This is a genomic window from Propioniciclava coleopterorum, assembly GCF_011393335.1.
GTDB classification, from domain to species: Bacteria; Actinomycetota; Actinomycetes; order Propionibacteriales; family Propionibacteriaceae; genus Propioniciclava; species Propioniciclava coleopterorum.
In genome coordinates this window covers 2,846,331-2,866,307 of the sequence record NZ_CP049865.1, presented here as the reverse complement: position 1 = coordinate 2,866,307, position 19,977 = coordinate 2,846,331, and the positions used below count along the sequence as shown (strand labels likewise).

At 71.0% G+C, this 19,977-nt stretch carries 20 protein-coding genes and 1 pseudogene; 13 read left to right on the top strand and 8 right to left on the bottom strand.

Translation table 11 applies throughout. The features are described from left to right. Positions 1-31 precede the first annotated feature (31 nt). Positions 32-817: an HAD-IIA family hydrolase gene (locus tag G7070_RS13630; RefSeq protein ID WP_206079802.1), complete on the top strand. Its 786-nt coding sequence runs from the start codon at positions 32-34 to the stop codon at positions 815-817. Between the two features lie 67 nt (positions 818-884). Here the strand turns inward: G7070_RS13630 and G7070_RS13625 are convergent, their stop codons facing one another. Together G7070_RS13625 and rpsO are read right to left on the bottom strand one after the other, a co-directional pair. Next, positions 885-3,107, bottom strand: coding sequence for a polyribonucleotide nucleotidyltransferase (locus tag G7070_RS13625; RefSeq protein WP_166235311.1), 2,223 nt, complete (start codon positions 3,105-3,107; stop codon positions 885-887). A gap of 298 nt (positions 3,108-3,405) precedes the next feature. Further along, the gene (rpsO, locus tag G7070_RS13620) at positions 3,406-3,669 is read right to left on the bottom strand and encodes a 30S ribosomal protein S15 (protein ID WP_166234186.1); all 264 of its coding nucleotides are present in this window, start codon (positions 3,667-3,669) and stop codon (positions 3,406-3,408) included. A 492-nt stretch (positions 3,670-4,161) separates the two neighbouring features. On the opposite strand from rpsO, the gene G7070_RS13615 reads away from it, so the two are divergent. From G7070_RS13615 to G7070_RS13580, 11 genes are all read left to right on the top strand, one after another. Then, positions 4,162-5,883 carry an AAA family ATPase gene (locus G7070_RS13615; protein ID WP_166234185.1) on the top strand — a complete coding sequence of 574 codons (1,722 nt, stop codon included), beginning with the start codon at positions 4,162-4,164 and terminating at the stop codon, positions 5,881-5,883. Positions 5,884-6,120: 237 nt separating this feature from the next. Then, positions 6,121-7,626, top strand: coding sequence for a PTS transporter subunit EIIC (locus G7070_RS13610; protein WP_206079801.1), 1,506 nt, complete (start codon positions 6,121-6,123; stop codon positions 7,624-7,626). After that, positions 7,575-7,976, top strand: coding sequence for a PTS sugar transporter subunit IIA (locus G7070_RS18000; RefSeq protein ID WP_206079800.1), 402 nt, complete (start codon positions 7,575-7,577; stop codon positions 7,974-7,976). The genes G7070_RS13610 and G7070_RS18000 overlap by 52 nt, the downstream gene beginning before the upstream one ends. 27 nt (positions 7,977-8,003) lie before the next feature. Continuing rightward, positions 8,004-9,416, top strand: coding sequence for a glycoside hydrolase family 1 protein (locus G7070_RS13605; protein WP_166234184.1), 1,413 nt, complete (start codon positions 8,004-8,006; stop codon positions 9,414-9,416). A 61-nt stretch (positions 9,417-9,477) separates the two neighbouring features. After that, positions 9,478-10,077, top strand: a complete 600-nt coding sequence (locus G7070_RS13600) for a CAT RNA binding domain-containing protein (protein ID WP_206079799.1) — start codon at positions 9,478-9,480, stop codon at positions 10,075-10,077. Beyond that, the gene (locus tag G7070_RS17995) at positions 10,011-10,322 is read left to right on the top strand and encodes a PRD domain-containing protein (protein WP_206079798.1); all 312 of its coding nucleotides are present in this window, start codon (positions 10,011-10,013) and stop codon (positions 10,320-10,322) included. Before G7070_RS13600 ends, G7070_RS17995 begins: the two co-directional genes overlap by 67 nt. 7 nt (positions 10,323-10,329) lie before the next feature. Continuing rightward, positions 10,330-11,157: a Cof-type HAD-IIB family hydrolase gene (locus G7070_RS13595; protein WP_166234183.1), complete on the top strand. Its 828-nt coding sequence runs from the start codon at positions 10,330-10,332 to the stop codon at positions 11,155-11,157. Between the two features lie 106 nt (positions 11,158-11,263). Further along, on the top strand, positions 11,264-12,184 hold the full coding sequence (locus tag G7070_RS13590) for a Rossmann-fold NAD(P)-binding domain-containing protein (protein WP_206079797.1): 921 nt from the start codon (positions 11,264-11,266) through the stop codon (positions 12,182-12,184). Between the two features lie 26 nt (positions 12,185-12,210). Then, positions 12,211-12,432, top strand: a complete 222-nt coding sequence (locus tag G7070_RS19310) for a hypothetical protein (RefSeq protein WP_250645986.1) — start codon at positions 12,211-12,213, stop codon at positions 12,430-12,432. Then, complete coding sequence (locus G7070_RS13585; protein WP_206079795.1) at positions 12,429-12,737, top strand: NAD(P) transhydrogenase subunit alpha part 2; 309 nt, start codon at positions 12,429-12,431, stop codon at positions 12,735-12,737. The genes G7070_RS19310 and G7070_RS13585 overlap by 4 nt, the downstream gene beginning before the upstream one ends. Positions 12,738-12,741: 4 nt before the next feature. Further along, entirely contained in the window at positions 12,742-14,142 is a 1,401-nt protein-coding gene (locus G7070_RS13580; RefSeq protein WP_166234182.1) for an NAD(P)(+) transhydrogenase (Re/Si-specific) subunit beta, read from the top strand. Between the two features lie 63 nt (positions 14,143-14,205). Here the strand turns inward: G7070_RS13580 and G7070_RS13575 are convergent, their stop codons facing one another. The 3 genes from G7070_RS13575 to G7070_RS13565 all read right to left on the bottom strand — a co-directional run bounded on the left by G7070_RS13575 (position 14,206) and on the right by G7070_RS13565 (position 16,850). Continuing rightward, positions 14,206-15,078 carry a hypothetical protein gene (locus G7070_RS13575; protein WP_166234181.1) on the bottom strand — a complete coding sequence of 291 codons (873 nt, stop codon included), beginning with the start codon at positions 15,076-15,078 and terminating at the stop codon, positions 14,206-14,208. A 109-nt stretch (positions 15,079-15,187) separates the two neighbouring features. Further along, entirely contained in the window at positions 15,188-15,967 is a 780-nt protein-coding gene (locus G7070_RS13570) for a hypothetical protein (protein WP_166230692.1), read from the bottom strand. A 118-nt stretch (positions 15,968-16,085) separates the two neighbouring features. Next, a complete protein-coding gene (locus G7070_RS13565) occupies positions 16,086-16,850 on the bottom strand; it encodes a hypothetical protein (RefSeq protein WP_166234180.1) in 765 nt (254 codons plus the stop codon). 160 nt (positions 16,851-17,010) lie between these two features. Between G7070_RS13565 and G7070_RS13560 the strand changes: the two genes are divergently transcribed. After that, the gene (locus tag G7070_RS13560) at positions 17,011-17,517 is read left to right on the top strand and encodes a GNAT family N-acetyltransferase (RefSeq protein WP_166234179.1); all 507 of its coding nucleotides are present in this window, start codon (positions 17,011-17,013) and stop codon (positions 17,515-17,517) included. A gap of 3 nt (positions 17,518-17,520) precedes the next feature. On the opposite strand, the gene G7070_RS13555 is transcribed toward G7070_RS13560, so the two are convergent. From G7070_RS13555 to truB, 3 genes and pseudogenes are all read right to left on the bottom strand, one after another. Then, entirely contained in the window at positions 17,521-17,973 is a 453-nt protein-coding gene (locus G7070_RS13555; RefSeq protein ID WP_166234178.1) for a hypothetical protein, read from the bottom strand. A 118-nt stretch (positions 17,974-18,091) separates the two neighbouring features. Next, the gene (locus G7070_RS13550) at positions 18,092-19,033 is read right to left on the bottom strand and encodes a bifunctional riboflavin kinase/FAD synthetase (RefSeq protein WP_166234177.1); all 942 of its coding nucleotides are present in this window, start codon (positions 19,031-19,033) and stop codon (positions 18,092-18,094) included. Between the two features lie 45 nt (positions 19,034-19,078). Further along, positions 19,079-19,977 (bottom strand): annotated as a pseudogene (gene truB, locus G7070_RS20010) (tRNA pseudouridine(55) synthase TruB).

Here is a 19,977-nt window from a genome sequence, read left to right as displayed (position 1 = left end):
GCCCGGACGCCGCATGGCGCATGCTGGAGCCATGCGCGATCCCAAGGATCTGACCTGCTGGCTCACCGACAAGGACGGCGTCCTCGTCCACGGCGACCGCCCCATCCCCGGCGCCCGGGAGCTGATCGAGTTCTGGACCGAACACGACATCCGCTACCTCGTCATCACCAACGACTCGGTGCAGACGCCCCGGGACCTGTCGGCGCGGCTGCGGCGGGCGGGGCTGCGGGTGCCGGAGGAGAACATCTGGACGTCGGCGATGGCGACGGCCGCGTTCCTGAAGAACCAGAGCGGGCTCAAGACGGCCTACGTCCTGGGCGAGGCGGGCCTGACCACCGCCCTGCACGAGGCCGGGTTCGTCCTGACCGACATCGACCCCGAGTTCGTCGTCCTGGGCGAGACCCGGGGGCTGTCGTACGAGCAGATCACCAAGGCGATGCGGCTCATCCTCGCCGGGGCGCGGTTCGTGTCGACCAACCCCGACACCAGCGGCCCGGCGGCCGACGGCATCGTCCCGGCGACCGGCGCGTTCGCCGCCATGATCACCGCGGCGACCGGACGCAGGCCCTACGTGGTGGGCAAGCCCAACCCGATGATGATGCGCTCGGGGATGAACCAGATCCAGGCGCACTCCGAACACACCGGCATGATCGGGGACACGATGGGCACCGACATCGTCGCCGGCATGGAGGCGGGCCTGCACACCGTGCTCGTGCTGACCGGCTCCACCGACGCCGGCGAGGTGGACGCGTTCCCCTACCGGCCCTCGCGCGTCCTCGACTCGGTGGCGGATCTGCTGCCGCTGCTGCGCGGCTGACCCGGACGCGGCGAGGGCGCCGCCCCCGGTCGGGAGCGGCGCCCTCGGCGCGCGTGGTGGGTCGGACTCAGGCGTCCGCACCCTCGGTGGCCTCGGCGGCCTTCTCGGCCTCCTCGACCACGGGGGCCAGCGACAGCTTGCCGCGGTCGTCGATCTCGGTGATCTCCACCTGGAGCTTCTGGCCGACGCTGAGGACGTCCTCGACGTTCTCGACGCGGTTGCCGCCGTTGAGCTGACGGAGCTTGCTGATGTGCACCAGCCCGTCCTTGCCCGGCATCAGCGACACGAACGCGCCGAAGTTCATCAGCTTGACGACGGTGCCCAGGTAGCGCTCGCCCTTCTCCGGCATCGTCGGGTTGGCGATGGCGTTGATGAGCGAACGGGCGGCCTCGGCGGACTCGCCGTTGGTGGCGCCGATGAAGATGGTGCCGTCGTCCTCGATGGAGATGTTGGCGCCCGTGTCGTCCTGGATCTGGTTGATCATCTTGCCCTTGGGGCCGATGACCTCGCCGATCTTGTCGACCGGGATCTTCACCGTGATGATGCGCGGCGCGTACAGGCTCATCTCGTCGGGGGCGTCGATGGCCTCGCCCATGACGTCGAGCAGCGTGTGGCGGGCGTCGCGGGCCTGCAGCAGCGCGGAGGCCAGCACGTCGGCGGGGATGCCGTCGAGCTTGGTGTCCAGCTGCAGCGCGGTGACGAAGTCACGCGTGCCGGCGACCTTGAAATCCATGTCGCCCAGCGCGTCCTCGGCGCCGAGGATGTCGGTCAGCGCGACGTAGCGCGTCTCGCCGTCGATCTCCTCGCTCATGAGGCCCATCGCGATGCCGGCGACCGGCGCCTTCAGCGGGACGCCCGCGTTGAGCAGCGACAGCGTCGAGGCGCAGACCGAGCCCATCGAGGTGGAGCCGTTGGAGCCCAGCGCCTCCGACACCTGACGGATCGCGTAGGGGAACTCCTCGCGCGTCGGCAGCACGGGCAGGATCGCGCGCTCGGCCAGCGCACCGTGGCCGATCTCGCGGCGCTTCGGCGAACCGACGCGGCCCGTCTCACCGGTGGAGTACGGCGGGAAGTTGTAGTTGTGCATGTAGCGCTTCGTCGTCTCCGGCGACAGCGTGTCGAGCTTCTGCTCCATGTCGAGCATGTTCAGCGTGGAGACGCCCAGGATCTGGGTCTCGCCGCGCTGGAACAGCGCCGAACCGTGCACGCGGGGCAGGACGCCGACCTCGGCGCTCAGCGTGCGGATGTCGCGGGTGCCGCGGCCGTCGATGCGGACGCCCTCGGTCAGGGTCTTGTGGCGGACGACCTTCTTGGTCAGCGCACGGTAGGCCCCGGTGACCTCCTTCTCGCGGCCCTCGAACAGGCGGTCGAGCTCGGCGTGGACCTCGGCCAGCACCTCTTCGGTGGTCTCCTCGCGCTCCTGCTTGCCCGCGATGCTCATGACCTCCTTGAGGCGGTCGGCGGCGGCCTTCTCGACGGCCTCGTAGACGTCGGGCTGGTAGTCCTTGAAGACCGGCAGGGTCTCGGTGGGCTTGGGCAGCTGCTCGGCCAGCTCGATCTGGGCCTCGCACAGCGCCTTGATGAACGGCTTGGCGGCGTCCAGACCGGCGGCGACGACCTCTTCGGTCGGCGCGGTCTTGCCGGAGCGGACCATCTCGACGGTGCCCTCGGTGCCGCCCGCCTCGACCATCATGATCGCGACGTCGCCGTCGGGCAGGACGCGGCCGGCGACGGCCATGTCGAAGGCGGAGTCCTGCATCTGCTCCACGGTCGGGAAGCCGACCCACTGGTCGCCGATCAGGGAGACGCGGACGCCACCGACGGGGCCGGAGAACGGCAGGCCGGCCAGCGTGGTGGACGCCGAGGCGGCGTTGATGGCGAGCACGTCGTAGCGGACGTTCGGGTTGAGCGCCATCACCGTGACGACGACCTGGACCTCGTTGCGCAGGCCCTTGATGAAGCAGGGGCGCAGGGGGCGGTCGATCAGGCGGCACGCGAGGATGGCGGCCTCGCTCGGGCGGCCCTCGCGGCGGAAGAAGGAGCCGGGGATGCGGCCGGCGGCGTACATCCGCTCCTCCACATCGACGGTGAGCGGGAAGAAGTCGATCGCGTCGCGCGGGTTCTTCTGCGCGGTCGTGGCCGACAGCAGCATCGTGTCCTCGTCGAGGTACACCACGGCGGCGCCGTTGGCCTGCTTGGCCAGCAGCCCCGACTCGAAGCGGACGACGTGCTTGCCGAACGAGCCGTTGTCGATGACGGCCTCGGTCGAGCGGAGTTCAGGTCCCTCCATAGCCATGGAGAACTTCCTTTCAGGTGTGCGCACCCGGGCTCCGGCCCCATTCTTCGAGGTTGGTGGATCGGTCTTCGATCGAGGCCCACGGGCTGCCGACGCGCGGCGCTTCCCGGAGGCCACTACCGAGGACCGAACGAGCACGGGCCAGGTGAGCGGTGGATGGTGATTCAGTTGTGCGGACGCCCGCGGGCGTCCTGTTGGCGGACACCGACACGCGTCGGTGCCAGCGTACCGGTGGAACACGCGCAGAAGGGAGCGGCCGCGAGGGCCGCCCCTTACGAAGCGCTGGGGTTGATCAACGACGCAGGCCGAGCCGCGCGATCAGCGCGCGGTAATGCTCGACGTCCTGCTGAGCCACGTAGTTCAGCAGCCGGCGGCGCTGGCCGACGAGCAGCATGAGCCCACGGCGGCTGTGGTGGTCGCCCTTGTGCATCTTGAGGTGCTCGGTCAGGTGCGAGATCCGCTTGCTCAGCAGCGCGATCTGGACGTCGGGAGAGCCCGTATCGCCCGGGGTGGTCGCGTACTCTTCGATGATCGCCTTCTTGGTTGCGGCATCCATCAGGTGCTTCTCCTTCTCGTCCGTTGCGCGGTGCCGTTCCCGAACGGGTGGCTCTCTGAATCCGCGGGCGTCCTGACGCCAGTCGTCCACTCTACCGCAGGGACGCCCGGCGCCCCAAAACCGGCCGGTGGCGCTCCCGGCCCCCGCCGCCGGCGCTCCACCACCCGAGGAGCCTCGATCCCTGCCGGGGCGCCGGCGGTGTCCCAGCCGCGCCGCCGCGTCCCGGCGGGGCTGACCACAGCGCAAAATCAACAACGGCGCACTCGACCGCGCCAGCCCCGGCGTTTCCCCTTGTGGGGTCGCCGGCCCACCGCGTCGAGTGCGTCTTTGCTGATTTCTTGGCACCGTCTCCTGACTCTGCTCCACCCCTGGCCGTCCGGGGTCGGACGGGACCGCCCGCCCGCTCCGGTTCAGGACCCGGTCCGCTTCCTCGCGGCCGGAGTCGGTGACTAGGGTGGCCACGGACCCACCTCCGATCCGAAGGAGCCGTCGATGCCCCCGCTGTCCGCCCCCCACGCCCGCTTCAAGGCCGGAGCCACCGCCCTCGCAGCCGGAGACAAGGACGCCGCCGGGCAGCACTTCGCCGCGGCCGTCCAACTGGATCCCACGATGGCGGACGCCTGGCTGGGGCTGATGGGGTCCGGGGTGCGCAGCGACGAGGCGCTGGAGCAGGCGTACCGGCACCGCACCGAGATCGCCAAGGCGCGCGCCGTCACCGACACCGCCCTCAGCGTCGTGGGCGACATCGGCGCGCACGTGGGCGTGCGGATCGGCAGCGCGGACGGCGTCACGCTGACCTGGGCGGCGCGGCTGGCCGGTCTGGAGCGCTTCGACGAGGCCTGGCAGGTGCTGTCGACGCTGACCGACCAGTGCAACCCGTACCAGCGCAAGGTGGTCGAGGCGCGCATCGCCTACCGCGAGAAGGACTACGACCGGGCCCTGGAGGCCGGCGCCGAGGCGGCGACCAGCGACGACGTGTGGGTGGCCAACGAGGGTCACGTGCTCGCGGGCTGGGCGGCCGCCGTGACCCGCCAGCTCGATCTCGCCATCGCCCACGTCAAGGAGGTCGAGAGCCAGACCTTCTCGTCCTCGGCCGCCGGGGAGGCCTACCAGTTGCACGGCCTGTGCGTCCGGGCGAAGGGGGACCTCGAGGGCAGCATGACGCTGCTGCGCCGGGCGCTCGAACTCGCCCCGCAGTTCACCGCCACGCAGAGCGCGCTGAACGACCCCAACTGGCAGATCACGTTCGCGGTCGGGAAGAAGCGGATCACGCTCGACACCCCCGAGCCCGCGAAGCCCGTCCGCGACGGCGAGGCCCCCACGCCGACGCCGACCGGCCGGGAGGACGCCGACGGGGACGAGCAGCCCCGGGAGAGCGTCGCCGACATCATGGCCGAGCTCGACTCCTGGATCGGCCTGGACTCGGTGAAGCGCCAGGTCCGCGTGCTGCTGGCCCAGGTGCGGGCCAACCTCGCCCGCGCCCAGCACGGCCTCAACGCGGGCCGGGTCACCGAGCACATGGTCTTCGCCGGGCCGCCCGGCACCGGCAAGACCTCGATCGCCCGCGTCATCGCCCGGCTCTACCACGCCCTGGGCGTCCTGGAGCGCCCCAAGGTCGTGGAGGCGACCCGCTCCGACCTGGTCGGGCAGTTCCTGGGCGCCACCGCGATCAAGACCACCGAACTCGTCGAGGGGGCGGTCGGCGGCGTCCTGTTCATCGACGAGGCGTACAGCCTGCAGCAGCAGGGACTCCAGGGCGGGGACGCCTTCGGCAGCGAGGCCATCGACACCCTGCTGAAGCTGATGGAGGACCTGCGCGAGCGGCTCGTCGTCATCGTGGCGGGTTACGAGGCGGACATGGACCGGTTCCTGGAGTCCAACGAGGGCTTCGCGTCCCGGTTCACCGCCACCCTGACCTTCCCGCCCTACTCCGCCGAGGAACTCGTCCGGATCGCGGTGTCCATCGCCGACTCCGGGGGCGCGATCCTCGGCGACGGCACCGTCGACCTGCTCAGCGACCACTTCGCCAAGGTGGTCTCCGCCGGGGAGATCAACCGGCTGGGCAACGGCCGCCACGCGCGCAACGTCATCGAACGCGCCCAGCGGGAGCGCGACTTCCGCCTGTTCGGCGGCGCCGAGGACCCGGCGTCCCTCACCAAGGAACAACTCCAGACCATCGAGTCCAGCGACCTGTTCGGGGCGCTCGCCCCCTAGTCGCAGCCGGGTCGACGTCACCTCGCGGCCCCGCGAACGCGTCCACGGCGCGTCCTCGCGGGAGGCCGCGGCAATCTTCCGCACCTTGTTGCCGGGGCCTCCACGGCGGTGTTACCTTCGATCCATCGGGTGAGAACCCGCAAGATTGTTACTCGGCTGTCGAGGCAAGGCTTGAGACGCACTGACGTGCGGCTCAGGCCTTTTTTGTTTGCTCGAAACACGGAAGGGGACCCGACGATGGGTTCAGTGGACTACAAGGCGCTCGCGCCGCAGATCCTGGAGAGGGTGGGCGGCGAGGCCAACATCGCGTCCATGGCGCACTGCGCCACCCGGCTCCGGCTCACGCTCAAGGACGACGCGCTGGCCGACAGGGCCGCGGTGGAGAAGCTCCCCGGCGTCATCGCGGTCATGCCCGCGGGCGGCCAGTTCCAGGTCGTCATCGGCAACAACGTGCCGCTGCTGTACGAGCAGATGACCGCGATCACGGCGCTCGGCGACGCGCACGACGCCGGGTCGGGCGGCAAGCCGAAGAACCTTCTCAACGGCTTCATCGAACTGATCAGCTCGATCTTCCTCCCGGTGCTGTGGACCCTGGTCGGCGCCGGCCTGCTGAAGGCGTTCCTCGCGCTGACCGGCACGCTGGGCTGGCTCGACCCGGAGGCCACGACCTACACGATCCTGAACGCCGCCGCGGACGCGATGTTCATGTTCCTGCCGATCTTCCTCGCGGTCACCTCCGCCAAGCGGTTCCGAGCCAACCAGTTCACCTCCATGGCGATCGCGGCGGCGCTGGTCTACCCCACCATCGTGGCGCTGGCCGCCAGCCCCGAACCCGTCACCTTCTTCGGCATCCCCGTCGTGATGATGAACTACACCAGCTCGGTGATCCCGATCATCATCGCCGTGTGGGTCCAGAGCTACCTCGAGCGCGGCCTCGGCAAGGTGCTGCCCAGCTGGCTGCGCAACTTCGGCACGCCGCTCATCACCCTCGCCGTCATGGTCCCGCTCGTCCTGATGACGATCGGCCCGGTCACCACCATCGCCGCGCAGGCGATCTCCGGCGGCGTCAGCACCCTGTTCGCCTTCGCCCCCTGGCTCGGCGGCGCCCTCATGGGCGGCTTCTGGCAGGTCTTCGTGCTTTTCGGTCTGCACTGGGGCTTCGTTCCGATCATGATGAACGACATCGGGACGCTGGGCTACTCGGTCCTCGGCGGCCCCCTCATCGCCGCGGTGCTCGCCCAGGCCGGCGCCGCCCTCGCGGTGGCGATCCGCACCCGCAGCGCCAAGCGGCGCGAGGTCGCGGCGTCCGGCGCCCTGTCCGGCTTCGTGGCCGGTGTCACCGAGCCGGTGATCTACGGCGTCAACCTGCCCCTGAAGCTGCCCTTCTACTTCGGCATCGCCGGCGGCGCCGTCGGCGGCGCGATCGCCTCGGCCGGCGGCAGCGCCATGGACCAGTTCGTGTTCCCGTCCCTGCTGGGACTGGCCGGCTACACCCAGCACGGCTCGTTCGTCCTGCAGCTGGTCGGCACCGGCGTCGCGATCCTCATCGGCTTCGGCCTGACCCTGGTCTGGGGCCCCCGCGAGACCCCGGACGCCGACGACGAGGCCGACGAGGTCCCGGTCGTGACCGCCGCCGGGCAGAGCGTCTCGCTCGGCTCCCCGCGCGGGGCCGCAGCATCCCCCTGGCCGACGTGCCGGACAAGGTGTTCGCCTCCGGCAGCATGGGCGGCGGCCTCGCGGTGATCCCCACCGACGGCACCATCACCTCCCCCGTCGACGGCCGCGTCGTCGTCGCGATGAAGACCGGCCACGCGTTCGGCCTCAAGACCCCCGAGGGCGTCGAGGTGCTGGTCCACATCGGGATCGACACCGTCCAGATGGGCGGCGACGGTTTCGCACCGAAGGTCGCCAAGGGCGACGTGGTCAAGCGGGGCGACGTGCTGTGCGAGGTGGACCTGGCCAAGGTCCAGGGCGCCGGCTACGACCCCACCACGGTCGTGCTCGTCACCAACAGTGGCCAGTTCGCCCAGGTCGCCCCCGCGACCCCCGGCGACATCGCCGCGGGCGCCGACGCCGCGCTCGTCACCCTCTGACCACCACACACGCTAGGAGAAGCATCCATGCTCACTGACACCACGTTCCCCGCGTCCTTCCTGTGGGGCGGCGCCGTCGCGGCCAACCAGCTCGAGGGCGGCTACGACGAGGGCGGCAAGGGCCTGTCCATCCAGGACGTCATGCCGCGCGGCATCGCCGCGCCGCCCACCACCGAGCCCACGCCGGACAACCTCAAGCTCGAGGGGATCGACTTCTACCACCGCTACGCCGAGGACATCGCCCTGTTCGCCGAGCTCGGCTTCAAGGTCTTCCGGTTCTCGGTGGCCTGGTCGCGCATCTTCCCCCTCGGCGACGAGGAGACGCCGAACGAGGAGGGCCTGGCCTTCTACGACCGCGTCCTGGACGAGCTGGAGAAGCACGGCATCGAGCCGCTGATCACCATCAGCCACTACGAGACGCCGCTGCACCTGGCCCGCACCTACGACGGCTGGACCGACCGCCGCATGATCGGGTTCTACGAGCGGTACGCCCGCACGCTGTTCGAGCGCTACGGCGACCGGGTGAAGTACTGGCTCACCTTCAACGAGATCAACTCGGTGCTCCACGCGCCGCTGATGTCGGGCGGCATCTGGACGCCGAAGGACCAGCTCCGCCCCGCCGACCTCTACCAGGCGATCCACCACGAGCTCGTCGCGTCCGCCTCGGCGACCAGGATCGCCCACGAGATCAATCCGGACATCAAGGTCGGCTGCATGGTGATCGCGATGCCGATCTACCCGCTGACCCCCGACCCGGCGGACGCGCTGAAGGTGATGCAGGTCGACCACCAGAACCTGGCGTTCAGCGACGTCCACGTCCGCGGCGAGTACCCGGGCTACTTCCTGCGCGAACTGCGCGAGGCAGGCGTCGAGCTCGACATCACCGACGCCGACCGGGAGACGCTGAAGCACACCGTCGACTTCGTCAGCTTCAGCTACTACATGAGCCTGTGCGAGGCCGCGACCGGCGGCCGGGCGGGCGAGGGCAACATCATGGGCGGCGTCCAGAACCCGACGCTGCCCGCCAGCGAGTGGGGCTGGCAGATCGACCCCGTCGGCCTGCGGATCGTGCTCAACCAGTTCTGGGACCGGTGGCGCAAGCCGCTGTTCATCGTGGAGAACGGGCTGGGCGCGACCGACGTCCTCGTGGAGCAGAACGGCACCATGACCGTCGAGGACGACTACCGTATCGCCTACCTGCGCGACCACCTCGTGCAGGTGCGCGAGGCGATCGAGGACGGCGTCGAGGTGTGGGGCTACACGTGGTGGGGACCGATCGACGTCGTCAGCGCGTCCACCGCTCAGCTGTCGAAGCGCTACGGGTTCATCTACGTCGACCGCCAGGACGACGGCTCCGGCACGCTAGCGCGCCACAAGAAGAAGTCGTTCGGCTTCTACGCCGACGTGATCGCCAGCAACGGCGCGAGCCTCGGCGCCTGAGCGGACCGGGCGCCCGGACACCGGCCGGGCGCCCGATCGCGACGCGCGGGAAGGAGGGGGTGTGCACGTCCTGCGGGTGTTCAACACCAACGTGGTGCTGGCGCGCGACCCCGACGGCCGCGAGGTCGTCCTGACCGGGCGCGGGCTCGGCTTCCAGACAGGACCGGGACAACCGGTCGACGAGTCGAAGGTGGTGCGCGTCTTCGTCCCCGACGACGGCCGCAACGCCGACAACTTCGGCGCCATGCTCGCCAGCATCGCGCCCGAGCACGTGCAGGTCGTGGACCGCGCCCTGGCGCCGGTGTGGGCCGAACTGCGGCGCGAGCCCTCCTCGACCACCGTGCTCGCCCTGGCCGACCACCTCTCCTTCGCGATCAAGCGGCGGCAGCGCGGCATCGACGGGGTGTTCCCGCTGCGCGCCGAGGTCGCCCACCTGTATCCCCGCGAACTTCACTGGGGCGAGAGCATCGTGACCGCCATCAACGACGAGCTCGGCGTCGACCTGCCGCTGGAGGAGGCGGTGCCGGTCGCCCTGCACCTGGTGAACGCCTCCTTCAACTCCGGCAACCTCGCCCTGACCTACCGGATGACGGGGTGTTCTCCCAGATCTTCGACATCATCGAGGCGGAGTACGGAGGCCCCCTGGAGCGGGAGTCGATGAACGTCGCCCGCTTCGTCACCCACCTGCGGTACTTCTTCGTGCGCGCCCACACCGGCGCGCAGCTCGCCGACGACACCAGCACGCTGCTGGCGGCGATCCGGGTGGCGCATCCGCGCGCCGACCGGTGCGCCCGGCGCGTCCGCGACGTCCTCGAGATGCGGCTCGACCAGCCCATCACCGAGGAGGAGACCGCCTACCTGACCCTGCACATCGCCCGGCTGAGCCAGCCCGGGCGGCTCACCTGAGGACCTCATGATCGTTCTGCTCGACGTCGACGGCACGCTCGTCGACTACGCCACCGACCTGCCCGCCTCCGCCGAACGAGCCGTGCGGGACGCCGTCGCGTCCGGTCACCGGCTCTACCTGTGCACCGGACGCGCCCGCGCCGAGGTCTACCCCGAACTGTGGGACCTGGGGCTCAGCGGGATGATCGGCGGCAACGGCTCCTACGTCGAGAGCGACGGTGCCGTCATCCACCATCAGGTGATGGCCGCCGACGACGTCGACCACGCGATCGCCTGGCTCCGCGAGCGCGGGCTGGCCTTCTACGTCGAGTGCAACAGCGGGCTGTTCGGCACCGCCGACCTCATCGAGCGCGCCGCCGCGCTGCGCCCCGAGGGCGCCACGCCCGCCACGATCGCGCACACGGCGTCGGCGCTCCCCCACCTGATCGTCACCGACTTCGCCGGGGACGGCCCCTGGCGGCACGACGCCAACAAGATCAGCTTCGTGCTGAGCGACGACGTCGACCTGGGCCCACTCACGGCGGCGGTGTCCCCCCGGGTCGCGATCGACACCTGGTCGCTGACCGGGACGCGGCCCGAGTTCGGGGAGTTCGGCCAGGTGGGCGTCGACAAGGGGCGCGCCGTCCGGCTGCTCGCCGATCACCTCGGCGTCGGGACCGCGGACCTGATCGGCTTCGGCGACGCGCGCAGCGACGTCTCGCTGCTGACCGCGTGCGGGACCGGCGTGGCGATGGGGCAGGCGCCCGACGAGCTCAAGGCGGTCGCCACGCTCGTCACCGAGCCGGTGGACGCCGACGGCCTGGCCCTCGCGTTCGCCCGCCTCGGGCTGAACTGAGAGGAGCGCCGGGAGGGTCGATCCCCCGAGTGGCGCGCCGATTCGCCCTACTACGACAATCCGTAGTTGAATGGGGCGACAGACGGTCCACGAAGGAGTGAAGCCCATGACGGTCGTGATCGGGATCCCGGCCAGCGCCGAGGACGAAACGAGGTCGCCCATCACCGGCGACGTCGTCAAGAAACTGGCCGCGCTCGGCGCGCGCGTGCTCGTCCAGCGCGGCGCCACCGACGCCGCGTTCGCCACGCCCGAGTCCCTCGGGGACGTGGACTGGGCGCCGACGTCGGCCGAGGTGATCGCCGGGAGCGACATCGTGTGGACCATCGGCAACCTGTCGGACGCCGACGCCGCGGCCCTGAAGCCCGGGCAGGTGCTCATGGGCCTGCTCACGCCCTACGCGGGCGCCGCGCACGCGACCTCCCTGGCCGAGCGCGGGGTCACCGCCTTCGCCATGGAACTGCTCCCCCGCATCTCGCGCGCCCAGAGCATGGACATCCTCTCCAGCCAGGGCGCCGCGTCCGGCTACGAGTGCGTGCTGATCGCCGCCACCCGGACGCCGAAGTTCTTCCCGATGCTGACCTACGCCGCCGGCACCATCCGCCCGGCGCGCGTCCTGGTGATCGGCGCCGGCGTCGCCGGCCTGCAGGCCGTCGCGACCGCCAAGCGGCTCGGGGCCATGGTGCACGGCTACGACGTCCGGCCCGAGACGCGCGAGCAGGTCGAGTCGCTCGGCGCCAAGTTCGTCGACACGGGCGTGAGCGCCGCCGGTGAGGGCGGCTACGCCCGCGAACTCACCCCCGAGGAACTCGCGCAGCAGGCCAAGGCGCTGGCGAAGGCCGTGGCCGACTCCGACGTGCTCATCACGACCGCGGCGGTGCCGGGCAAGAAGGCCCCCGTCATCGTGAGCCGCGCCATGGTCGAGGCCATGAAGCCCGGCTCGGTCGTGGTCGACATGGCGGCAGAGGGCGGCGGCAACGTCGAGGGCACCGTGGCCGGCAAGGAGATGCTCGTGGGGGTGCCCGGGTGATCGGCCCGGTCAACCTGCCGGCGCGCATGTCCGTCCACACCTCGGAGATGTTCGCCAAGAACCTGCTCAACTTCTCCACGCCGATGATCGTCGACGGCGTCCTGTCCATCGACTGGAGCGACGAGGTCATCGCGGGCACCGCCCTGACCCACGGCGGCGCGGTCGTCCACGCGGGCGTCGCGAAGGTGCTCGGCCTGCCCACCGCCCCGCTCCCCGTCCCGTCGCCCGAGGAGGAAGCCTCCGCATGATGACCGACCTGCTCTACCTCTACATCTTCGTGCTGGCGGCCTTCGTCGGCTACGAGGTGATCAGCCGCGTGCCGGTGATCCTCCACACGCCGCTGATGTCCGGCTCGAACTTCGTCCACGGCGTCGTGCTCGTCGGCGCCATGTGGGCGCTGGCGCACGCCACGACCCCGCTGCAACTGGTGTTGGGCTTCCTGGCCGTGCTCCTGGGCGCCGCCAACGCGGCCGGCGGCTACGTGGTCACCGAGCGGATGCTCGGCATGTTCGCCACCAAGTCCGACGCCAAGCCCGTGACGAAGGGGGCCTGAGCCCATGTTCTGGGTCATCAACGCGGCGTACGTGGTCGTCGCCGTTCTGTTCATCCTCGGCCTGAAGGCGATGAGCTCGCCCAAGACGGCCAAGCGGGGCATCACCTGGGCGGGCGTGGGCATGCTGCTGGCCACCGTGGCCACCTTCTTCATCCCCGGACCCGACGGCGGGCTGCTGTTCTTCGCTCCGGGCAAGAGCATCAACCTCATCCTCTGTCTGGTCGCGCTGGTGATCGGCGCCGGGGCCGCGGCCTACCTGGGCAAGGTCGTCAAGATGACCGACATGCCCCAGATGGTCGCCATCTACAACGGCATGGGCGGCGGCGCCGCGGCCCTGATCGCGGCGGTGGAGTTCACCTCCGCGGAGCCCCCCACGGGCCTGCACTCCGTCCTGGCGATGCTCGGCGCGTTCATCGGGTCGGTCGCGTTCTCGGGATCGATCCTCGCCTGGGCCAAGCTGCAGGGCGTCATGAAGCGCGCCGTGCGCTGGCCGGCCCAGAACCTCGGCAACGTGCTGCATTCGCTCGTGACGCTCGGTCTCGGCGTCGCCATCGTCGTCGTCGGGCCCCACCCGCTGCTGGTCATCGCGTTCTTCCTCATGAGCCTGATCCTCGGCCTGGCGCTGACCAGCCCGATCGGCGGCGCCGACATGCCCGTCGTGATCTCGCTGCTGAACGCCTTCACCGGCCTGGCGGTCGGCCTGGAGGGCTACGTGCTCGACAACCCTGCCCTCATCATCGCGGGCATCGTGGTGGGCGCCGCGGGCACGCTGCTCACCCAGCTGATGGCCAAGGCGATGAACCGCCCGCTGACCAACGTGCTGTTCGCCCCGATCACGGGCGAGGCGCAGGCGGGCGGCGGCGTCCAGGGGACCATGAAGGAGGTCTCCGCCATGGACGCGGCGGCGATGATGCGGTACGCCGAGAGCGTCATCATCGTCCCGGGCTACGGCATGGCCGTGGCGGGTGCGCAGCACAAGGTCTACGAGATGACGAAGCTGCTGGAGGCCGAGGGCGTGGACGTGAAGTTCGCGATCCACCCGGTCGCGGGCCGGATGCCCGGGCACATGAACGTGCTGCTGGCCGAGGCCGGCGTGCCGTACGACCAGATCTTCGACCTGGACGAGATCAACTCCGACTTCCCGCTCGCGGACGTCGCCCTGGTGATCGGCGCCAACGACGTGGTCAACCCGGTCGCGCGCACCGACAAGTCCAGCCCGATCTACGGCATGCCGATCCTGGACGCCGACAAGGCGCGCCAGACGATCGTCATCAAGCGCGGCAAGGGGGCGGGCTACTCGGGCATCGAGAACGCCCTGTTCTTCGCCGACAACACCTCGATGCTGTACGGGTCCGCGCAGCAGGCCATCGCCGAGGTCATCACCCACGTGAAGGAACTCAGCTAGTCGAGCATCGACGACGAGGGGCGCGCCGGGCATCCGGCGCGCCCCTCTCCTCGTCGGTCACCGTCAGCGGGGCACCTCGATGTGGAGGTTCTCGTTGTAGCGGTGGTAGATCATGTCCACGCTCACGCCGACCGACGGCGCCGCGAACACCACGCGCCCCAGCCGCCCCTGGGCGTCGAAGGAGTAGTCGACCACCACCCGGTTCTTCTTCGCCGCCCTGGTCGTCGTGCCCATCAGGTCGGCCTCGGACATGGTGAGCCGGTAGCGCTCGAGCGGGACGGGCCCCGAAGCCTCGTCGCTCCCCTCGTAGGTCCACGACCCCGGCATCGTGAAGATCCGGTTCAGGTCCGCCGCGTAGTCCAGTTGCGGGAGCATGACCCCCGCCCGCGCGAGGTCCTGGGCCGTGTGGGTCTCCCAGTAGCCGTCCTCCCCCAGCACGTGGATGGTGTCGTCCACCTGGATGAAGGAGAACGACGGCTCGCCCGCCACCCGCAGTTCGGCCTCCAGCACGCTCCCCTCGGGCGCGTGCCGGTCATAGCCTCCGCTGACGACCATCAGGTGGCGGGTTCCGCGGATCTCCGTGGTGATGGTGCCGTGGAAGGCGGCGGAGCGGACGGCGAAGGACGCCTCCACCAGGGCGCGGCGCAGCGCCTCCACGTCGGGCTCGCCGCCGATGTCGGCCTTCGGGAGCGCGACCTCCACGGTGGGCGGAAGCGTGGGGATGGGACGGCCGGACGGGGTGACGCTCGGCGTCGCCGTCGCCGTCGCCGCCGGCGACGGGGCACCGGCTTGCGCTGTCGCGCCCGACGAGGGCCGGGGCCGCACCGCGGCGCCGAGGTCGCCGACCCGGGTCGCGACGTCGAGGACGCTGCATCCCGACGCCGACACGGCCAGCGCGAGCGCGAGGGCCGCGCACGCGGCCGGGAACCTGGTCACGCGACCCCCGTCCGGGTGAAGCACGGGACCGGCCGCCCGGTGACCGGTGCCGGCCGCACTCCGGCGCCGGTCCGCGGGCCCCGCTCGGGGCCGCACCGCCTCGGTCGGTTCACTTCTTGGGGAGCCGCTTGGCGTCGGTCGGCGCGCTGAAGGAGGCGGGCTCCCCGTACCCCGAGCCGCGGTAGCGTGCCGTGGCCCCGTCCTCGTGCTCGACGTCGAACCGCACCAGCCGACCCGCCTCGTCCAGGAACAGTTCGCCGGTGGCGGCGACCTTGTCACCCTGCGGCTCGAGCGTGAGCGTGTAGCGCCGAGCGCCCACCCCCTCGGCGATCGTGCGGCCCTGGTCGACCGCCCGCGAGACGCGCCCCTCGAACGCGTCGAGGTAGCTGGCCAGCGAGGTCACCTTCTCGAGATCGCTCACCGTGCCCGGTTCGACGATGTACCACCCCTCGCCCAACTGGGGCAGACGCGCGTAGTACTTCTTCCCCACCCGCATCGCTTCCATCTGGACGAGCGCATCGACCGACATCAGCATCATCGGCCGGCCGGGATCGTGGTTGTCGAGTTCGAGGGCCACGAACATCTCGATGCCCTCGACGGTGTTGTTGGTGATCTCCACACGACCCGACTTCTCCGCGGTCATCGCCTGCTTCACCGACGCCAGCAGAGCGTTGCCGTCCACCAAAGCCGGGGTCGGGGTGGGCGTGGGCGTCGGGGTGGGCGTGGGCGTGGGCGTCGGGGTGAGGGTGGCGACGCCGGGGCTGCCCGCGGGGGTGACCGCGGGCGCGGGCGCGGCGACGGGGGCCGCGCAGGAACTCAGGAGGAAAAGGGCCGGGAGGAGGAGCGCCCAGCATGCCGACGAACGCGGCGGTGACACCGTTGACACCATGGTCGCATGCTAGGGTCCCCGCCCCGGTCCCGCTGCCGAATCGCGCGTTATCCGTGCCCGGACGGAACGGTGGGGCCGGCGCTCGCCGCGCCGGCCCCACCCGCCTGACGAGCGTTCCTCACTCCTCCGTCGCGTCGGCGGGGATCGTGATGGTGACCGGCTCGTCGAACTTGCCGAGCTTGGTGGTCGAGGTGCCCGCTGGGCCCTGGGTGAAGACGGTCTGGACGGGCCGGTTCCGGCCGTCGACGTACAGTTCCGCCGTGATCTCCGACGCGGAACCGCCGGACGCCTTCCCCAGGTTCATGGTCACCGTGTAGTGCGAGGCGTCGACGCCGTCGACCTTCTCCTGCCCGACGTAGACGACCTTGGTCAGGGCCTCCTTGTAGGCGGTGTAGCTCTTCGACAGGTCGCCGGGGTTGTCGGGGGTGATCCGGATGCCGCCGGTGCTCGGCTTGGACAGGTCCCGCTTGGTCCAGGTGGTGGCGCCCGGCTGCTTGGAGTAGTACATGTCGCCGTCGAAGACCGACTCGCCGGTCTGGCCGTCCGAGGTGATGACGCTGTGCGAACGGGGGTGGGACGGGTCGGTGCGGTCGGTGACCGTCGTCTGCTTCTGCTGCGAGGTCTGGCCCTGGACGGTGGTCTGGGTCGTCATCTCGACGGTGACCGTCTTCACCCCGTCCACCCCGGCGATGAGCGCGTCGCCGAAGGTGTTGATGTCGACCTCCGAGCCGGGCGCCGGAAGGTCCTTGCGGGGCGCCGGGGCGGGCGCCGACGACGACGCGCCGCCACCGCCGCCGCCCGGCGCCGGGGCGGGCGTCCCGCTGCACCCCGCCAGGGCGACGGCGGCGGCGAGCGGCAGCAGGGCGAGTCCGAGTCTGTTCACGAGGAATCCTTCTGGGAGGTGGGTTTCGTTGGGGCGGCCGTCACTATACCCGGTTGATAACGTGGTTCTGCGTCCGGGGTTGACCGTTGGGCAAGACCCGATTTGCGTTTACTGGGGATCGGCGAGACTTAGGCCGTAGCCCAGCTTCAGGAGTGATGTGATGTCGGATAGCCCCAAGACCGCCGTCGCCGCCCGCCTTGCCACGCGCGACGACCTGCCCACGCTCGAGGCGAACGAGACGGAGAAGACGAGGGGACTGTCCGCCACCTACCTGGACGAACAGGACAAGGGCGACTTCTACGTGGTCGTCGGCCTCCTGGGCGATGAGGTGGGCGGTCGGGTCATCCTGGACTGCCGCGACGACGACGCGGTGCTCACCCCGGAGATGAAGCTGCTGTGGGTCTTCCCGCAGGCGCGCCGCCAGGGGCTCGGCGCCGCGATGACCCAGGAACTGGAGAAGCTGGCCCGCAGCCTGGACTACGACGAGATCTTCCTCGGCGTCTCGGCCGACAACAACCCGGCGGCGATCCCGATGTACGTCAGCCTCGGCTACACGCCCACCGGCGACCACCGCAACGCGGTGAACCTGTCGGTGATCGACGGCAGCCAGGCCCAGGAAGAGGATCCCACCGAGGCCATCTTCCGCAAGTCGCTGCGGGTGCGCTGAGGCTCAGGCCTCGCCCAGCGCGATGAACTCCGGACGCCGCGGGCCGGCGTCCAACGTCAGCAGCAGGCGCCCCTGCTCGTAGCGGTGGTCGCTCAGTTCGACCGTGCCCCCGACCAGTTGGCGCACCACGAGCCACGGGTCCGCGCTGCGACGCCCCTGCACCACCAGGACGCTGCCGTCCGCGAACCGCAGCAGCCACTGGTCGTCCACGCGCGACGGGGTCATCGCCCGCACCGGGACGCCGCGGGCGCGGATCATCCGGACCCGCTCGGCCAGGACGCAGGCCCGCTCGGCCCGGCGCTCCCGGACCAGCCGCTCCCCCAGCGCGGTCAGCTCGCGCACGTCGTCGGGGTGCACCCCCGGCACCTGCGGCAGGACGCGGGGCTTGCGGACTCGCCCCATCGAGGCGAGCACCACGATCGTGGCGATCACCAGCAGTGACGCGACCCACTCCATGGTGCTATTCTGCGCCGCCCGCGGGCCGGGCGGAAGGTCTGCGCGAGGATCGGGCACGAAATCCCGGCCCCGACCCAGACCGCCGAACCGGGCGGGCGGCGCGGCGCGCGACGGCGCCTCAGGACCGCCCGCACGGGTGGTCGGCGAGGACGCGGCGGGTGGCCGCCACGTCGGCGTCCATCTGCTCGATGAGCGCCTCGATGCCCGCGAAGCGCACCTGGCCGCGGATCCGATCGCAGAAGTCGACGGCGATGGGGACGTCGTAAAGGTCGAGGTCGTCGCGGTCGAGGACGAAACTCTCGACCCGGCGCTGCTCGCCGTCGAAGGTGGGGTTGCTGCCCACCGAGATGGCCGCGGGCCACGCGGGGGCGGCCACCCCCTCGGGCAGCGGCTCGCCGCGGTCGTCGCGGCCGTCCAGGCGCGTGACGTAGCCGGCATAGACGCCGTCGGCGGGGGCGGCGAAGTCGGCCGGGACGGGCAGGTTCGCCGTGGGGAAGCCGAGCTCGCGCCCGCGATGATCCCCGTGCTGCACCTCGCCGCGGAACCGGAAGGGCCGCCCCAGGAGTTCCGAGGCGTGCCGGACGTCGCCGGCCTCCAGCGCCGCGCGGACGCCGGAGCTGCACGTCTCCTCGTCCCGGACGCGCACCAGCGGCAGCCCTGTGACCTGGAACCGGCCGCGTCCGAGCGCGGCCAGGGCCTCGAGGTTGCCCGCCGCCTTGTGGCCGAAGCGGAAGTTCTCCCCCACCACGACCCGGACCGGGTCCAGGGGCATGATGACCTGATCCACGAACTGGCCGGGGGTGAGCTGGGAGAAGTCGCGGGTGAACTCGATCACCTCGACCTGGTCGGCCCCCGCCTCGCGCAGCAGGGCCACCCGTTCGTCGAGGTCGGTGAGCAGCTTGGGCCCGCCGCCGGGTCGCACGACCGAGGCGGGGTGCGGCCAGAAGGTCACGACGATCAGCGGGGAGTCCGGCTCGGTCGCCTTCGCGACGTGCAGGACCTCGCGATGGCCGGGGTGGACCCCGTCGAAGTTGCCGATGACGACCACGGAACCTGTCACGTCACTCCTCTTCCCCGCACCGCGGGATCGATCCGCCGACCCAGCCTAGACCAGGACGGCCACGGGGACGGAGCCGGTGCCCTGCGGGCGATACAGCGCCAGCAGCCGGCCGCCGTGCAGCAGCGCCGTCGGGTCGGCGGGCAGCGGGCGCGCGAGCGGCCGGCCGAAGCCGACGTCGCGGGCCTCGTCGTCGTCGATCTCGACGGTCGCGAACGCCAGCGGCGCGATGTCCCCGAGGGGGTAGGTGGGCACGGGGAACAGCTCGCCGGGTGCCAGGTCGGGCAGTTCGGCGTCCCAGCCCGCGTGCGCCAGGGTGAAGGGGCCGATCCGGGTGCGCCGCAGCCGGGTGAGGTGCCCCCCGACGCCGAGCGCCGCGCCCAGATCGCGCGCCAGGGCGCGGATGTAGGTGCCCGAGCTGCAGTCGACCACGACGTCCAGATCGACGACGCCGGCGCCGTCGGCCTCGGCCTCGCGCACGTCCCTGACCTCGAAGCGCGCGACGGTCACGGGGCGGGCGGCCAGTTGGACGTCCTCACCCTTGCGGACCAGCGCGTACGCCCGGCGTCCGTTCACCTTGATCGCGGACACCGACGACGGCACCTGCTCGATGGCGCCGGTGAGCGCCCCACCTCGACCGCGATCCTGGGGCCGACGGACGCCAGCGTGGCTCCCGGCGCCGCGACGACCTCGCCCTCGGCGTCGTCGGTGTTGGTCGCCACCCCGAGGCGGATCGTCGCCTCGTAGGTCTTGTCCATCCCCGTCAGGTGCCCCAGCAGTCGGGTGCCCTTCTCGACGCCCAGGACCATCAGGCCCGTGGCCATCGGGTCCAGGGTGCCGGCGTGGCCGACCTTCTTGGTGCCCAGGGCGCGCCGGGCCCGCGAGACGACCTGGTGGCTGGTGATGCCGCCCGGCTTGTCGGCCAGCAGCAACGCCGCGTCGACCAC

What these genes read in the sequence shown, in the direction of transcription:
- G7070_RS13615 (WP_166234185.1), top strand. Translation starts at nt 4,162, where the DNA reads ATGCCCCCGCTGTCCGCCCCCCACGCCCGCTTCAAGGCCGGAGCCACC.
- G7070_RS13585 (WP_206079795.1), top strand. Translation starts at nt 12,429, where the DNA reads ATGATGACCGACCTGCTCTACCTCTACATCTTCGTGCTGGCGGCCTTC.
- G7070_RS13555 (WP_166234178.1), bottom strand. Translation starts at nt 17,973, where the DNA reads ATGGAGTGGGTCGCGTCACTGCTGGTGATCGCCACGATCGTGGTGCTC.
- G7070_RS13625 (WP_166235311.1), bottom strand. Translation starts at nt 3,107, where the DNA reads ATGGAGGGACCTGAACTCCGCTCGACCGAGGCCGTCATCGACAACGGC.
- G7070_RS13610 (WP_206079801.1), top strand. Translation starts at nt 6,121, where the DNA reads ATGGGTTCAGTGGACTACAAGGCGCTCGCGCCGCAGATCCTGGAGAGG.
- G7070_RS13605 (WP_166234184.1), top strand. Translation starts at nt 8,004, where the DNA reads ATGCTCACTGACACCACGTTCCCCGCGTCCTTCCTGTGGGGCGGCGCC.
- G7070_RS13580 (WP_166234182.1), top strand. Translation starts at nt 12,742, where the DNA reads ATGTTCTGGGTCATCAACGCGGCGTACGTGGTCGTCGCCGTTCTGTTC.
- G7070_RS19310 (WP_250645986.1), top strand. Translation starts at nt 12,211, where the DNA reads ATGTCCGTCCACACCTCGGAGATGTTCGCCAAGAACCTGCTCAACTTC.
- rpsO (WP_166234186.1), bottom strand. Translation starts at nt 3,669, where the DNA reads ATGGATGCCGCAACCAAGAAGGCGATCATCGAAGAGTACGCGACCACC.
- G7070_RS13560 (WP_166234179.1), top strand. Translation starts at nt 17,011, where the DNA reads ATGTCGGATAGCCCCAAGACCGCCGTCGCCGCCCGCCTTGCCACGCGC.
- G7070_RS13595 (WP_166234183.1), top strand. Translation starts at nt 10,330, where the DNA reads ATGATCGTTCTGCTCGACGTCGACGGCACGCTCGTCGACTACGCCACC.
- G7070_RS13590 (WP_206079797.1), top strand. Translation starts at nt 11,264, where the DNA reads ATGACGGTCGTGATCGGGATCCCGGCCAGCGCCGAGGACGAAACGAGG.
- G7070_RS13570 (WP_166230692.1), bottom strand. Translation starts at nt 15,967, where the DNA reads ATGGTGTCAACGGTGTCACCGCCGCGTTCGTCGGCATGCTGGGCGCTC.
- G7070_RS13630 (WP_206079802.1), top strand. Translation starts at nt 32, where the DNA reads ATGCGCGATCCCAAGGATCTGACCTGCTGGCTCACCGACAAGGACGGC.